The sequence below is a fragment of the Lampropedia aestuarii genome (genome assembly GCF_004803635.1).
GTDB lineage: Bacteria > Pseudomonadota > Gammaproteobacteria > Burkholderiales > Burkholderiaceae_C > Lampropedia > Lampropedia aestuarii.
In genome coordinates, this window is the sequence record NZ_SSWX01000025.1 from 1 (window position 1) to 15,014 (window position 15,014).

Annotated in this window: 14 protein-coding genes; 6 read left to right on the forward strand and 8 right to left on the reverse strand. The window is 55.4% G+C overall.

The annotated features are described in order from the left end of the window. Positions 1-95: 95 nt before the first annotated feature. The 3 genes from phhA to hppD all read right to left on the reverse strand — a co-directional run bounded on the left by phhA (position 96) and on the right by hppD (position 2,623). Positions 96-995 (reverse strand): phenylalanine 4-monooxygenase, encoded by a 900-nt coding sequence (phhA, locus tag E8K88_RS15350; protein ID WP_136407559.1) that lies wholly within the window; start codon positions 993-995, stop codon positions 96-98. 122 nt (positions 996-1,117) lie between these two features. Further along, positions 1,118-1,423 (reverse strand): 4a-hydroxytetrahydrobiopterin dehydratase, encoded by a 306-nt coding sequence (locus tag E8K88_RS15355; RefSeq protein WP_136407560.1) that lies wholly within the window; start codon positions 1,421-1,423, stop codon positions 1,118-1,120. Between the two features lie 105 nt (positions 1,424-1,528). Then, on the reverse strand, positions 1,529-2,623 hold the full coding sequence (hppD, locus tag E8K88_RS15360) for a 4-hydroxyphenylpyruvate dioxygenase (protein ID WP_136407561.1): 1,095 nt from the start codon (positions 2,621-2,623) through the stop codon (positions 1,529-1,531). A 150-nt stretch (positions 2,624-2,773) separates the two neighbouring features. Between hppD and E8K88_RS15365 the strand changes: the two genes are divergently transcribed. Then, on the forward strand, positions 2,774-3,256 hold the full coding sequence (locus tag E8K88_RS15365) for an Lrp/AsnC family transcriptional regulator (protein ID WP_136407562.1): 483 nt from the start codon (positions 2,774-2,776) through the stop codon (positions 3,254-3,256). A 195-nt stretch (positions 3,257-3,451) separates the two neighbouring features. On the opposite strand, the gene argH is transcribed toward E8K88_RS15365, so the two are convergent. Beyond that, positions 3,452-4,936 (reverse strand): argininosuccinate lyase, encoded by a 1,485-nt coding sequence (gene argH / locus E8K88_RS15370; protein ID WP_136407563.1) that lies wholly within the window; start codon positions 4,934-4,936, stop codon positions 3,452-3,454. 119 nt (positions 4,937-5,055) lie between these two features. Here argH and E8K88_RS15375 point away from each other — a divergent pair, with 119 nt between their 5' ends. From E8K88_RS15375 to E8K88_RS15385, 3 genes are all read left to right on the forward strand, one after another. Beyond that, a complete protein-coding gene (locus E8K88_RS15375) occupies positions 5,056-6,171 on the forward strand; it encodes a sensor histidine kinase (RefSeq protein ID WP_240754560.1) in 1,116 nt (371 codons plus the stop codon). Between the two features lie 218 nt (positions 6,172-6,389). After that, positions 6,390-7,187 carry a LytR/AlgR family response regulator transcription factor gene (locus E8K88_RS15380; RefSeq protein WP_136407564.1) on the forward strand — a complete coding sequence of 266 codons (798 nt, stop codon included), beginning with the start codon at positions 6,390-6,392 and terminating at the stop codon, positions 7,185-7,187. Between the two features lie 202 nt (positions 7,188-7,389). Beyond that, entirely contained in the window at positions 7,390-8,571 is a 1,182-nt protein-coding gene (locus E8K88_RS15385; protein WP_136407565.1) for an acetyl-CoA C-acyltransferase, read from the forward strand. 99 nt (positions 8,572-8,670) lie between these two features. Here the strand turns inward: E8K88_RS15385 and E8K88_RS15390 are convergent, their stop codons facing one another. The 4 genes from E8K88_RS15390 to E8K88_RS15405 all read right to left on the reverse strand — a co-directional run bounded on the left by E8K88_RS15390 (position 8,671) and on the right by E8K88_RS15405 (position 12,124). Next, a complete protein-coding gene (locus tag E8K88_RS15390; RefSeq protein WP_136407566.1) occupies positions 8,671-9,249 on the reverse strand; it encodes a YceI family protein in 579 nt (192 codons plus the stop codon). 125 nt (positions 9,250-9,374) lie between these two features. After that, a complete protein-coding gene (locus tag E8K88_RS15395; RefSeq protein WP_136407567.1) occupies positions 9,375-9,944 on the reverse strand; it encodes a YceI family protein in 570 nt (189 codons plus the stop codon). 97 nt (positions 9,945-10,041) lie between these two features. Next, a complete protein-coding gene (locus E8K88_RS15400; protein WP_136407568.1) occupies positions 10,042-10,593 on the reverse strand; it encodes a cytochrome b in 552 nt (183 codons plus the stop codon). A gap of 364 nt (positions 10,594-10,957) precedes the next feature. Beyond that, positions 10,958-12,124: a PQQ-dependent sugar dehydrogenase gene (locus E8K88_RS15405; protein WP_205880103.1), complete on the reverse strand. Its 1,167-nt coding sequence runs from the start codon at positions 12,122-12,124 to the stop codon at positions 10,958-10,960. Positions 12,125-12,592: 468 nt separating this feature from the next. On the opposite strand from E8K88_RS15405, the gene yajC reads away from it, so the two are divergent. Continuing rightward, complete coding sequence (yajC, locus tag E8K88_RS15410; RefSeq protein WP_136407569.1) at positions 12,593-12,928, forward strand: preprotein translocase subunit YajC; 336 nt, start codon at positions 12,593-12,595, stop codon at positions 12,926-12,928. A 151-nt stretch (positions 12,929-13,079) separates the two neighbouring features. After that, the gene (secD, locus tag E8K88_RS15415) at positions 13,080-15,008 is read left to right on the forward strand and encodes a protein translocase subunit SecD (RefSeq protein ID WP_136407570.1); all 1,929 of its coding nucleotides are present in this window, start codon (positions 13,080-13,082) and stop codon (positions 15,006-15,008) included. Positions 15,009-15,014: the final 6 nt, after the last annotated feature.

The window sequence follows — 15,014 nt, forward strand, 5'->3', positions numbered from 1 at the left end:
TGCGAAACCTACGCTGTCTGTCGCGAAGGGCACAACTATAGCGCAGTTTTGGGCCTCCCCGGCTGAAATGATGGAATTTTCAGTAAAAATCCTATTTATCTCTCGACCGCAAGGTGGTAGGAGCCACTGCCGCGTGTAAACAAACGGTCTTGTGCCAACACGTCACCCGGCTGCAAATCACTTTGGCATGCGATACGCTGGTAGAGCGGGGCAAAATCGATTTGTGCCAGCTCCAGCAACTCATTCAAATCCCGAATGACAAAGTAGCTCTCTTGAAAATCATCTATGCGGTACTGGGTTCGCATGACCCGCTCTAGATCAAAGCGAATCCGGTTGGGCGAGGCATCGTCCAAAGCAAACACGGTTTCTGTGCGTGAGGATGCAATGCCTGCGCCGTAAATACGCAACTCGCCCTCTTCCTGCACCAAGCCAAACTCCACCGTATACCAATAAACACGCGCCAACTTGTCGAGCACCCCCAATTCCTTGGCGCGCATACCGCCCTGGCCATAGGCTTGGATGAAATCGGCAATCGCAGGGTTCATCAGCATGGGGACATGGCCAAACACGTCATGGAATACGTCAGGCTCTTCCAAGTAGTCCAATTCATGCGGCTTACGAATGAACTGTCCCGCCGGAAAGCGCCGATTGGCCAGGTGGTCAAAGAAGACATCGTCTGGCACCAAACCAGGGACGGCCACGATTTGCCAGCCGGTGTGCTGCATCAGGACTTCTGAAAGGCGCCTGAAATCCGGGATTTCATCGGCCCGCATCGGCAACTGCTGCATACCAGCGACAAATTCTTTGCACGCACGGCCAGGCAGCAATTGGCTTTGACGCTCGAACAAGGTTTTCCAGACACCGTGTTCTTCGGCGGTGTAGGCTTCCCAGCCTTGGTCAATGGTCCAGTCCGAGCGCTCTGGCACAGCGCCGGCAGCCAAGCCGTGTTTGCTGGAGCTGTCTAATGCATCTGCCACGCTGCTGGCTGTGATCATGGCGTTGTCTCCTTGCTCTAATGGCTTATGGGCATTGCAAGCGCCTCCCAGGCTCAAGCCCAGGGTGCGCTGCTTGTTGTTGTGAGTTGCCCGTTTGGAATGTCAGTGGTTGGCCTCTGGGCTCAAATGCGAGTCCAAGTATTGGCAATGGTGTCAATCACATGGGCCAAGCCGATGTCACGCTGGCTCAATCCATCGGCATCATGGGTGGTCAGCGTGATCGAGACTTTGTTGTAGACGTTGAACCATTCAGGGTGGTGGTCGGCCTTCTCGGCATGGAAGGCGACCTGCGTCATAAAAGCAAATGCCTGCGTAAAGTCGGCAAATACAAACTCTCTGTGAATCAATCCGCCACGCTCAGGCGCATACCGCCATTGAGGCACGGAGGACAGCGCAGCATCGCGTTCGGTATCGGTCAGTCGTTTCATGGCAGCTCCTTATGGCTATGCAGATTGGCACCTCTGCAATGGGTGCACGACAGCACCACATTGAGAGGTGGTGCTGAATCTACCTTACAGCCTCCAGCTTGTCCTTTATGCCGATGCAGGCTCTACCTGCAACACACCGCGGTTGATTTGGTCACGCTCAAGCGATTCAAACAAGGCTTTGAAGTTGCCTTCACCAAAGCCTTCGCGGTAATCACCTTTGCGCTCAATGAATTCGAAGAACACCGGACCCAGCATGGCCTGCGAGAAGATTTGCAGCAGCAAGCGCGGTTTGCCGCCCTCGGTCGTGCCATCGAGCAAAATGCCGCGCGCTTGCAGCTCACCGACGGGCTGACCGTGACCGGGCAGGCGTGTGTCGAGGTTTTGGTAGTACACGTCGTTGGGAGCGTTCAGCAGTGGCACACCTGCCATTTGCAGTTTGTCGATGGCTTCGATCAAGTCGTCGCACAGCAAGGCGATGTGCTGAATGCCTTCGCCATTGAACTGCATCAAGAACTCTTCAATCTGGCCGCCGCCTTGTTTGGATTCTTCGTTCAGGGGAATACGGATCTTGCCATCTGGCGCGGTCATGGCTTTGGAGGTCAAGCCGGTGTATTCACCTGAGATATCGAAGTAGCGGATTTCGCGGAAGTTGAACAATTTCTCGTAAAAATCAGCCCAATAGGCCATGCGGCCACGATAGACGTTGTGGGTCAGATGGTCCACGACTTGGAAGCCGTGGCCTTCAGGATTGCGGTCTACGCCTTCAATCCATTCGAAGTCGATGTCGTAAATCGTTTTGCCTTCTTCGTAGCGGTCGATCAGATAAATCGGCATGCCACCAATGCCTTTGATCGCAGGCAAATTCAGCTCCATCGGGCCAGTGGCAATGTGGATAGGCTGCGCGCCTTTCTCAAGCAGTTGCTTATAAGCTTTGTGCGCGTCTTTGACACGAAATGCCAGACCACAGGCCGATGGACCATGCTCAGCGGCAAAGTAGCCCGCTAGGCTCTTGGGTTCGCGGTTGACAATGAAGTTGATGCCACCTTGGCGGTACAACGACACGTTTTTGGAGCGGTGCTTGGCCACTTCGGTAAAGCCCATTTGGACAAACAAAGGCTCCAAAAAATTGGCCTCTGGCGCGGCAAACTCGACAAATTCAAAGCCATCCAAGCCAGCGGGGTTGTCAAACAGGTCAGCCATAGCGAATCTCCGTGGGTAATTGAATCAAAAGTACTGGGCCTCAATAGGCAACTTTTATCTCTTGATGGTACGCATGGCCGCTTGCATTTTTATTGCAAACAGTCCCCGTACAAACCCTTGACGTTGCAATATTCATGCAAAATTTGATTTATGAATACAGATTTATCCCTCGACACGCTTGATATTCGCATTATTCGTGTCCTTCAAACGCATGCGCGCACCACTTTTGATGAAATTGGCGAGCAAGTGGGCTTGTCCGCATCCACCGTCTTGCGCCGCGTCAAACGCCTGGAGGATACGGGCATCATCACGCGCTATGCGGCCATCATCAATGCCGAGGCCGTTGGCTTGGGACTGACTGCGTATTTGAATGTGCGTCTGGAAAAGCATACGGCAGCGCATAAGCGCAGCCCCATGGATGCGTTTCGTGCCTCGATCGAGACCTGGCCCGAGGTGGTTGAGTGCAGCGCCTTGACCGGTGAAATGGATTATTTGCTGCGCGTGGTGGTGCGCGATATGGCGCATTACTCACGCTTTGTCATTGACACCTTGCTGCGCCACCCAAGCGTGCAGGATTGCAAAACGAGTTTTGTGCTCGACCGCGTCAAACACACGACAGCGCTGCCGCTTTAAGAACCTGTTTACGATCTTTTCGCAGACCGCGTTGGATTCCAAAAGGATACGGTGCGGCAAAAATCGCAGTCGGGCTAGCTGCCCGGCGAGGATTTTTAACAAAACAGTGCGCCTTTTGGGCTTCAACACTAAGAGCAAGGTATAAAAAAACGCCTGCGGCAATCGCAGGCGTTGTGCTTGAGCGCAGTGCTTGGCTTATGCGCGCGCTGCCAAACGTTCTTGGTGCGCAGCAATTTGCAGGCGAATTTGCGCAGGGGCTGTGCCGCCCAGTGTATTGCGTGCATTGAGCGAGCCGCGCAAGCTCAGGGCTTCAAACACATCGGCCTCAATGGCGCTATTGAAACGCTGCAGGTCTTGCAGCTCCAGCTCGCTCAGGTCCACACCGCGCTCAATCGCAATGCGCACTGCGTGCGCCACGGTTTCGTGCGCGTCACGGAACGGCAGGCCTTTTTTGACCAAGTAGTCGGCCAGATCGGTCGCTGTAGCATAACCACGCAAAGCGGCCTGCTCCATCGCAGCGGCGTTGACGGTGATGCCACCAGCGCGCTGGCCGGTTTGTGCATCGACCTGGCCGCCAATCATTTCGGCAAAAATGCGCAGCGTATCGCGCAAAGTGTCAACGGTGTCAAACAGCGGCTCTTTGTCTTCTTGGTTGTCTTTGTTGTAGGCCAGCGGCTGGCCTTTCATCAAAGTGATCAAGCCCATCAAGTGGCCGACCACACGGCCAGTCTTGCCGCGCGCCAACTCCGGCACGTCGGGGTTTTTCTTTTGCGGCATGATCGAGCTGCCGGTGGTGAAGCGATCAGCAATGCGGATAAAGCCAAAGTTCTGGCTCATCCAAATAATCAGCTCTTCCGACAAGCGGCTGATGTGCACCATCACCAACGAGGCGGCAGCGGTGAATTCAATCGCAAAGTCGCGATCGCTGACAGCATCCAAGCTGTTTTGGCAAATTTGCGGCACGCCGTGCGCATCCACCATACCCAAGGTTTTAGCAACCAAGGCGCGATCCAGCGGGTAGCTGGTGCCTGCCAGTGCGGCCGCGCCCAGTGGCAAGGTATTCGTGCGGCGGCGCACATCTTGCAGCCGCTCTGCATCGCGTTTGAACATTTCCACATAGGCCAGCAGATGGTGGGCAAAGCTGACTGGCTGAGCCACTTGCAAGTGGGTAAAACCTGGCAGGATCACCTCGATGTTGCGTGAGGCCACGTCGACCAAGGCGGTTTGCACGTCCAGCAGCAATGCATGGATGCCATCGATTTCGTCGCGCAACCACAAGCGCACGTCGGTAGCGACCTGGTCGTTGCGGCTGCGGCCAGTGTGCAAGCGTTTGCCCGCATCGCCAATCAAGGCGGTCAGGCGCGCTTCGATGTTCAGGTGCACATCTTCCAGATCGAGCTGCCATTCAAACACGCCGCTTTCAATTTCTTCACTGATTTGCTGCAGGCCACGCTGAATCGCCGCCTCGTCTTCGGCCGACAAAATACCAACTGTGTGCAACATATGCGCATGGGCGCGGCTACCTGCAATATCGGCCCGCCATAAACGCTGGTCGAAAAACACACTGGCCGTATAGCGCTTGACCAGATCGCTCATAGGCTCGGTGAACAAGGCCGACCAGCCATGCTCTTTAGCAGCGAGCTGGTTGGCAGAAGGTTGATATGTGTGGTTTTCAGACATGGAACTCGGGATAATGGCAGCGAATAGGGCTGTTATTTTATGCATGGGCGCGGCGACGCGGCATGCCAAGCAGCCAAGAAGGGGGCAGACAAGCCCCGACCACACACGCCAAGCATGCCATGAACGGGACTCAACGGACTATTCTATCTGCGCCAAGCCCTCGCGCGGCGCCTGCCGGCTTGCTCGCGCCTGACAAACCCTCTTTGCTGATGTTTGACGCCTGTCACACCGGCGTGATGCTGCGGGCCTTGTTATTGGTGGAGTTGCCGCTGGCCTTGCTGCTGCTGTTCAGCAGCCAGTCACTGCCGGACTGGCTGGGTCGTTTTGCGCTGCTGACTGGTGTCTGCTTGCCGGCTGTATTGCTGTGGCTGCTGTGCGGCTGTGTCTGCAAACAATGGCTGAACCGGCAAACCCATAGCGTGCAGTGGAGTTTTTCGCTGCTACTAGGCCTGTGTGGGGGGCTCTTGAGCATGGCAATTTATGACACGCTCAGCACCACGCCGAACAACAAAATCGCCTGGTTGGCAGCGGGCCTGACTGGCATTGGCTTAGCCTGCATGCTCACCAGCATGCTGCTGATGCGCCAGCGCGCCAGCCAACCGGCGCAAACCGTGGCCAAACTGGCGGAATTGCAATCGCGCATCCGGCCCCACTTTCTCTTCAATACCCTCAACAGCGCGATTGCTCTGGTCCGGCAAGACCCGGCCCTGGCCGAAAGCATGCTCGAAGACCTCAGCGACCTGTTCCACCATGCGCTCAAGGATGCGCGCACGACCTCCAGCCTGGACAAGGAAATTGAAATTGCCAAACAGTATTTGCGCATTGAAGGCATCCGCTTTGAAGACCGGCTGCGGGTGAAGTGGTCCATTGACCCTGAGGCGCTGCAAGCCAGCATGCCGCCATTGATTTTGCAGCCGCTGGTCGAAAATGCCATCAAGCACGGCGTCGAGCCCAGCCTTGATGGTGGCAACATTGATGTGCTGGTGCGCCGCAAAGGCGAGCGCGTGTATGTGCGCATTCGCAACAGCGTGGCTGCGAAAGACCGCCACAGCGATGGCCAGGCCTCGTCCGCAGGCAATGGCATCGCGCTGGAGAATGTGCGCGGACGTTTGCGCCTGATGCACGATGTGAACGCCGAATTCAAAGCTGGTATGCGAGGCGATAGCTATGAAGTGCTGCTGAACCTACCTGCGGCCCCACTGATGGGGCGCGATGCTTTGGCCAAACACCCATAAGGCAATAGCGACGATCAGCCAGCGCAACGATTAGCCTGGCAGCCCAGGCCTCCTAAGATGCGTGTTTGCGCTCTTTTCACAGGCCGCGTTGGAGGCAAAAAGCATTGCGGCGCAGTCAGCGTACAAACGCAAGAGCGGTCATAGCCGCCTTGCATTGTCGCTTTCTTGTGCCTTGCGCGACTGCGTAGAGTGGATGTACAGGCTCTTAGAATGCAACCATGAACGTTTTGATTGTTGACGACGAATCACTGGCCCGCAAACGCTTGCGCAGTTTGCTGGAAGAATTGCCTGAGTTTCCATGCCGCATCATGGAGGCATCGGCAGTGAGTCTGGCAGAGGAGATTCTGCAAAAGACACAAGCCAATGCTGCCATTGATCTGGTCTTGCTGGATATACAAATGCCTTGTACTGACGGCGTGAGCTTTGCACAGGCCATCAGCCAACGCCGCAATGCACCAGCCGTGGTATTTGTCACTGCCCACGCCGAATACGCCGCTGCCGCGTTTGATCTGGAGGCCGTGGATTACCTGACCAAACCGGTACGGCTTGAACGCTTGCGCCAGGCCCTCAAGCGCGTGCAGGCCAGGCGTATGATCAGCTCTGGCGTACCCGCCACTGAGGCCTTGCCCCAAGCTACCAGCGATGTGGCTAACGCCCCGCAGGCTGATGCGTCGTTTTTGATCATCAATGAGCGTAACCGCACAGAGCGGGTAGCCATCAGCCAAATTGTGTTTTGCCGCGCAGAAATGAAATATGTGACCTTGCATACCCGGCAGCGGGAATACCTGTGGAATGGCTCGCTGAGCGAGCTTGAACGCGACTACCCCGAGAGCTTTCTGCGCATCCACCGCAATGCCCTGGTGGCGCGCAAATCCCTCAAAGGCCTGATCAAACAAAGCGCCAAGGAAGAAGGCGATCCATGGGCGATTGAATTGCACGGCACCGACCAATTGCTGCCAGTCTCACGCCGCATGCTGCCCACAGTGCGCGCCGTACTCTATGGCCGTCAAGGTTGAATCAACCACGAACAATGCATCCACCATGGCCATGTGGTGCGCACTCACGTGCCGCTGGCTTATAGGTATGATGAACAGCATATGGCGGTCTGGTTGGCACACTTTGTTCACGCCAATGCGGCAAAATACGCTGATTGGCTGAACCTGCCGCTGGACTCGGCCCACCCCATTTTAGAGAACACTTTCTAGCTAGGAGATATCCATGAGTAACGAATCCATTGTGATCATTGGCGCCACCCGCACCCCAATGGGTGGCTTTCAGGGTGTATTCAGCCCTTTGCAGGCCTGGGAGCTGGGCGCAGTGGCCATCAAAGGCGCGCTGGAGCAAGCTGGCGTAGCGCCCGAAAAAGTCGACGAGGTGTTTTTCGGCAACGTGCTGGTCGCCGGCCAAGGCCAGGCACCTGCACGCCAAGCCACACTGGCAGCTGGCTTGCCCAAGGGCGTTGCCGCCACCACCGTGGGCAAGGTCTGCGGCTCGGCGATGAAAGCGGCCATGCTCGGCCATGATGCCCTCAAGGCTGGCTCAGTCGATGTGGTGGTTGCCGGTGGCATGGAAAGCATGACCAATGCGCCCTACTTGCTGAAAAAAGGCCGTGGCGGCTACCGCTTGGGCCACGACAAGATTTTTGACCACATGATGCTCGACGGTCTGGAAGATGCGTACACCGGTGGCTCGATGGGCACGTTTGGCGAACTCTGCGCGGGCAAATACAGCTTCAGCCGCGAGCAGCAAGACGCGTTTGCGTCGGCCAGCGTCACACGCGCCCAAAAAGCCATTGCCGATGGTGCGTTTGCCAATGAAATCGTGCCCGTCACGGTCAAAACCCGCAAGGGCGATGTGGTGGTGACTGAAGACGAAGGTCCAGGCAAGATCAACGTCGACAAAATCCCCACGCTCAAGCCAGCGTTCAAAAAAGACGGCACGATCACCGCTGCGGCCAGCTCCAGCATCAACGACGGCGCTGCGGCGCTGGTACTGGTGCGTGAGTCCACCGCCAAAGAGCTGGGTGCAACGCCACTGGCCCGCATTGTCTCTACAGCCCAGCATTCGCAGGACCCAGAATGGTTCACCACAGCCCCCGTTGATGCCGCCAAAAATGCGCTGAAAAAAGCGGGCTGGAGCGTAGAAGATGTGGACCTGTGGGAGGTCAACGAAGCTTTTGCCGTTGTCACCATGGCCTTGATGGAAGAGCTCAAAGTGCCGCACGAAAAAGTCAACGTCAACGGCGGCGCCTGCGCACTGGGCCACCCCATTGGTGCCAGCGGTGCGCGCATCGTTGTGACCTTGCTGCATGCATTGAAAGCACGCGGCCTGAAAAAGGGTCTGGCGACTTTGTGTATTGGTGGTGGCGAAGCGACTGCCGTCACGGTTGAGATTCTGTAAAAAGAAGGCGGCACAGACCGCCTTCAAACAACAAAAAAGGCGTCCAAGACGCCTTTTTTTGTTGTTTGCATGCCTGCTAAGAACCTGCAAAACCCGTGCTTAGTCAGCCTTGATCGCTTCAATCTGGATCACGACTTTGACCTCTTTCGGAGCTCCCCATTGCAGGCCAAAGTCAGAGCCCCATTTGGTGCGGTCGAGTTTGAACTCGAAATCACCACCGCAAACCTCACGGCCTTGCAGCATTTGGTTGGCGTAGCAATTGAATTTCTCAGCCTCAACTGTGACTGGGTGGGTTTGACCCAACAAGGTCAGCTGGCCTTTGACTTCATCGACTTTATCGCCTTTGAATTCGAATTTTTCGCTGACAAAACGTGCAGTTGGGTACTTGGCGGCATCCAACAGCTGGTCAGATTGCAAGTGTTTGTCAAAGCCGGCTGTGCCCGTGTTGATCGAGGCTACACCCACAGTCACATCCACTTTGCCCGTTTTCGCTGCACGGTCGAATTCGATCGTGCCTTCGACATTGTCAAAGCGGCCACGGTTGGTAGAAGCGCCGTAGTGGTCAATCTCAAAAGTCACGAAAGTGTGTGTAGGGTCAATGGTGTAGTTAGCGGCCATTGCCGAGCCAGCGCACAGTGTCAAAGCCGTGGCGGTAGAGACGATAAATGGAATACGCATGGAACTCTCCTGTTAAACGTTAAGATAAAAGTGAAATAGATAAGCGGGCAACCCGGCGTGAAGGGCTGCGCATCATATACACAGCACGCCTGGCCCTCACACAGCACACCCCAAAGGCAAATCAATTACAGCGCGCCAACACCATCAATGGCCAGCTTGAATGTCACCTTCACATCGTTGGCAACAATAGAAGCATCGCTCCACTCGCCCTCACCGATTTTGAAGTTCAAACGTTGCAGCGGTATTTCACCAGTCGCAACGGTCACTCCACCGCTTTGCTGCAAGCTCACAGGCACGGTGATTGGGGAGCTGACACCTTTGATGTCCAGAGTACCTTGCGCCTCGTACTTGCCATCGCCCAATGCTTTGATGCTGGAAGACGTAAACGTCGCTTGTGGAAATTGGGCGGTATTAAACCAAAGCGGCTTGGCCAACTCGGCATCAGTATCTGGCACACCAATCGTGGCACTGCCTGTATCCACTTTGACATTGACGCTGCTACCAGCCAACTCTTTGGGGTCGAGCTTGATCTGCGCATCAAATTTTTGGAATTGCCCAGTCACCGGCACACCCAGCTGTTTGAAGGTGAATTTGATTTCGCTTTGATCGGCCAGCAGGCTTTGATCGGCCCAGGCACTGGCAGTCAGGCTCAAAACAGACAATGCCGCCACGGCGATGAAGGAAGATTTGGTCATGCGAGTCCCTTGTATAAATGGATGAAAACACAATGTGCGGCAACCGAAGCAGCCAAAAATTGGGAAAAGCCTTAGCAGCCAACTTCACGCAGGCCAATCACCAAGGCAGCATACGTTTGAGCAAACCGTCACGATCGATCACTTGGTGCTTCACCACGGCCAGAATATGCAACACAATCAAAGCCATCAGTGCAAATGCGGACCATTTGTGCCACGGCCTCAGCGCAAATGCCAGCTCCCGATTCACAGGCACCAAATCAGGCAGAGGAATTTGACCAAACAACACGATCGGAAAACCCACTGCCGAGCTATGCGCCCAGCCCAGTAAAGGCACGACAAGAAACAGCAAATACATCATATGGTGCGTGCCGTGATGGGCAATGCGCTGCCAGCGAGGCATTTTTTTGGCCATGCTCTCAGGCAGCGCAGGCGGGCGTTTGACCAGTCTATTGACCAGTCGGAGCACGGAAAACACCAAAATCATGATGCCCACCCATTTGTGCCAGTTCATGTATTTCAGTTTGGCCAAGGAGAACGGCAGGTTCACCATGTACAGGCCAAAGAAAAACAGAAACACAATGGCTGCCGCTAATAGCCAATGCAGTGTAATAGCCAGCAGGCCATAGCGTTTGGGGTTCGAAGTCGGCATACGTTAAAACTGTGTGGAAGAGTTTTTATTTTTGTAATCGTGCCAAAATTTTTCAATCCCATAAAGTGAGACAAAAGAAATAAATAATTTCAAAAAACGGAACAAACCAGTATGGAGCCTGGCTAAAGCCTTGGTTTGCAAAAGCAATATTAAGTTCAACTCGCAGCCAAAATACCGGTATGTGTTGCTGGCATCATCGCACAGCCACTACGTTTGCGTTTCCGTCTACCACGGCAGGCAGGCAAATCCAGCCCGCTCTTTTTACCGCACTCCACGACCATCGGCCGCATCGGGATGATAAACAGGTTCTCAGAAGGGGGTTGGGCGCTGCTTAAGCACAAAAAGCCAAGCATCTGCATGCGAGTCATCGCGCTGGTGCTGACAGTCGCAACAAGCGCCCTTGGTTGCCGTCTTCAAGCAACCACAGCGCACCATCGGGGCCTTGCGCGACCGCACGGATGCGCTCGCCCATGTCAAAACGCTGCACTTCCTGTGCAGACTCACCGGTCAACGCCACCCGCACCAGCGCCTGTGAAGACAGTCCACCAATAAAGGCATTGCCCTTCCAGTCGGGGAATAAATCACCCGTGTAGATGACCAAACTCGATGGCGATACCACCGGTGTCCAGGTGATCGCTGGTGCCTTGAATTCTGGCCGTGTGTCATGGTTTGGAATCGGTTTGCCGCTGTAATGGTCACCGTTAGAGACAATCGGGTAGCCGTAATTCTCGCCGCGCACAATGAAATTGAGCTCATCACCGCCGCGTGGCCCCATTTCTGCAACCCACAATCGGCCTTGTGGATCGAAGGCCATACCCAAAGGGTTGCGGTGCCCCAGCGACCAGACCTGTGCGGCCACACCGCCTTGATCCGCAAAGGGATTGCCCACTGCAGGACTGCCGTCGTCGTTGAGTTTCAGCACCTTGCCCAAATTCGATTGCATGTCTTGGGCGGGATCAAACTGCTGGCGCTCGCCACTGCTGACCCACAAAAACCCATCGCGATCAAACTGCATGCGATGGGCATAGTGGCCACGGCCGGTGACTTTGGGCACTTGGCGCCAAATTACACGCACATCTTGCAAGCCCGCGCCCTCGGCAGTGGGGACCAAAGTGGCTTGGGCAATCGCCGCGCCTGCGGTGTTGCGTTCACCGGCCTCAGCGTAACTGATATAGATCCGCTGGTTATTGGCAAACTGCGGGTGCAAGACCACATCGCCCAGACCTCCCTGTCCGCCGTACACGACTTCTGGCAAGCCTGCGACATTCAGGCTCTGCCCTGTCTTGGGGTCGAGCAGCTTGAGCGCGCCAGCGCGCTCGGTCACCAACAGCTTCCCATCTGGCAAAAAGGCCATCGCCCAAGGCTGGGCAAAACGTGCAATCGCTTCTGACTCAAACGCCTGGGCAGCCGCATCGCTGGCACTGACTGACCCGACTTGGGCCGAACTGGCAAAACCAGTGGCATTGGCGCCCATTAAACAAACAGACACAACCGCAGAGCGTGACCAGGTTTTGGGCAATGCCATTTTCATAAAAAAAATTTAGTCATGGTAGAAAAGCGGCAACATGCGTGTTGCGGTTTTTTTGACTATAAAAGTGCGCAAGAGCCTGTCCATCATCGCCGCACAGTCGCACCTGTCACAAAAAAGAGGCCGTGCACATGCACCAACACAGCGGTGTGTAACAAAAACGTGGTGTCTATGATGGCGCAGTCCCGGACTGCGCCATCCATTTAAACCCGTCAACACAGCGGAAAACGCAGCACACGAACACTTGGCGCATACAATGGCAAATTCACTGTTTTGTATCTGTATGCACAAACAGCCATGGCCGTGCACCGGCGATGGGGTATTTTTCATGCACTGCATGCGTTGCAGCGCGCCTAATCACAACGCAAATAGCTGTCTAATCAATGGCCATTTGCAGTTGTTTTTCGCACGCCCGCCCCCATATGCGGTGCCTTACGCATACGATGAGACTTTTCTTGGAGCTTTGATTCAATGATTTCTACTGCCTTTGCCCAAACTGCCCCAGCTGCTGCTGAAGGTGGCGCCTCCATGCTGACTGGCATGTTGCCGCTGATTTTGATGTTCGTGGTCTTGTACTTCATCATGATCCGTCCTCAAATGAAGCGTCAAAAAGAACACCGCGCCATGATCGATGCTTTGGCCAAAGGCGACGAAGTCACCACATCCGGTGGTATCGTTGGCCGTGTGAGCAAAATCAGCGACCAATGGATCCACCTCGAAATCGCCAACGGTGTGGAAATTCAAGTGCAACGCTCTGCCGTAGGCCAAGTGCTGCCAAAAGGCACTTTCGATAAAAACGCTGCTTGATTATTCAAGTCTGTCCTGTGACAACATGCCCCATTGACTGTGTTGAAAGCATCGTCAGTCGCATGCTGGCACAGGATTTTTTGTTTTGAGATCCTGTCTCATCGGTCTCCCGCCTCCGACTTCAAGCGAACGATTCAGTAAAGAAACGATCATGAACCGCTATCCGGTATGGAAATACGCAATCATGGTGATTGCGTTGATTGTTGGGTTCCTCTATACGCTTCCCAATATTTACGGTGAAGACTACGCCGTACAAGTAGCTTCGCTGCGCACCGATGCCCCAATCGACAATGCCTTGCAAGCGCGTGTGATGAATGTGCTGCAAAGCCAGGGCATCACAGCCAAAAGCATTGAAATCGAGGATGGCTCCTTGCGTGTGCGCTTGACACAACAAGACGACCAGGCCAAAGCACGCGATGCGATTGCTGCTGTGCTGGTGCCCAATGAAGACAGCCCGGCCTACTCAGTCGCGCTGAACCTGCTCTCGCGCACACCAGCTTGGCTGCGTGCCATCAATGCCAAGCCAATGTACCTGGGCCTGGATTTGCGCGGCGGCGTGCACTTCACCTTGCAAGTGGACATGGAAGGCGCGCTGGTGCAACGCAGTGAAGCCATTCTGAGCGGCCTGCGCAGCAGCTTGCGTGAAAAAGACATCCGCGCCGGTCTTCGCCGCGACGGTCAAGCCATCGAAGTGAGTCTGCGCTCACCAGATGACGCCACCAAGATTCGCAATCTCGTCAGCGACACGTACCCAGACATGGTGCCAGCGACCACGCCTACCGGCCCTGACACACTGCGCTTTGTGTTCTCGCCTGAAGCCACGGCACGCGTGCAAGAGCAGGCTATCAAGCAAAACATTAGCACGCTGCACAACCGCATCAACGAATTGGGTGTGGCTGAACCTGTGATCCAACAAGCGGGCCCAAACCGCATTGTCGTGCAGTTGCCTGGCGTGCAGGATGTAGCCCAAGCCAAACGACTGATTGGCCGCACAGCCACCTTGCAAATTCGCCTGGTCGACGAGTCGTCTGAAGGCCGAGCCGCTGAGCGTGGCGCAGGCCCAGTGCCATTTGGCTCGGAAGTGTTTGAAGACGCCTCAGGCCAAAAAGTGGTGGTGCAACGCCCCGTCATCCTGACCGGAGAGAACCTGCTCAACGCCCAGCCCGGCTTTGATCAGCAACAAGGCAATATGGCCGTGGTGAATCTGGAGTTTGATGCGCCTGGTTCGCGTATTTTCCGTGACATCACACGTGCCAACGTCAACAAGCGCATGGCGATTGTGCTGTTTGAGCGTGGCCAGGGCATGGTCGTGACCGCGCCAGTGATTCGCCAAGAAATCAGCGGCGGACGCGTGCAGATTTCCGGCTCAATGACCGCGCGTGAAGCCACAGAAACCTCCGTGCTGCTGCGCTCGGGGGCCTTGGCTGCGCCTATGGAAATCATTGAGGAATACACGATTGGCCCAAGCCTGGGTAAAGAGAACATTGAGCGCGGACAAAACAGCGTGATCTGGGGCATGGTTCTGATCATGGTGTTCATGTGTGTGTACTACATGGTCTTTGGCGTGATTTCCTCGCTGGGGCTGCTGGTCAACGTCCTGCTGCTGCTAGCGGTACTGTCGATGCTGCAAGCAACTCTGACCCTGCCGGGTATTGCCGCACTGGCACTGGCGCTGGGCGTGGCGATTGACTCCAACGTGTTGATCAATGAACGGATTCGCGAAGAATTGCGCGCGGGAGCATCGCCCCAAGCGGCGATTCACGCCGGTTACGAGCGCGCCTGGGCCACTATTTTGGACTCCAACGTGACCACCTTGATTGCCGGCTTTGCTTTGCTGGCATTTGGCCACGGGCCAGTGCGCGCCTTTGCGGTCGTGCACTGTTTGGGCGTGCTAACCAGCATGTTCTCTGCGGTATTTTTCTCACGTGGTTTGACCAACCTCTGGTATGGCCGCCGTAAGCGTCTGAAATCGATTGCAATTGGACAGGTCTGGAAGCCTGCCGCCCCGTCTGCGACCAGCACTGCCATCGCCAATAGCGATCTGGCAAGCAGCGAGTCTGAGTCTGTTAGCAAAGCATAAAGAGCG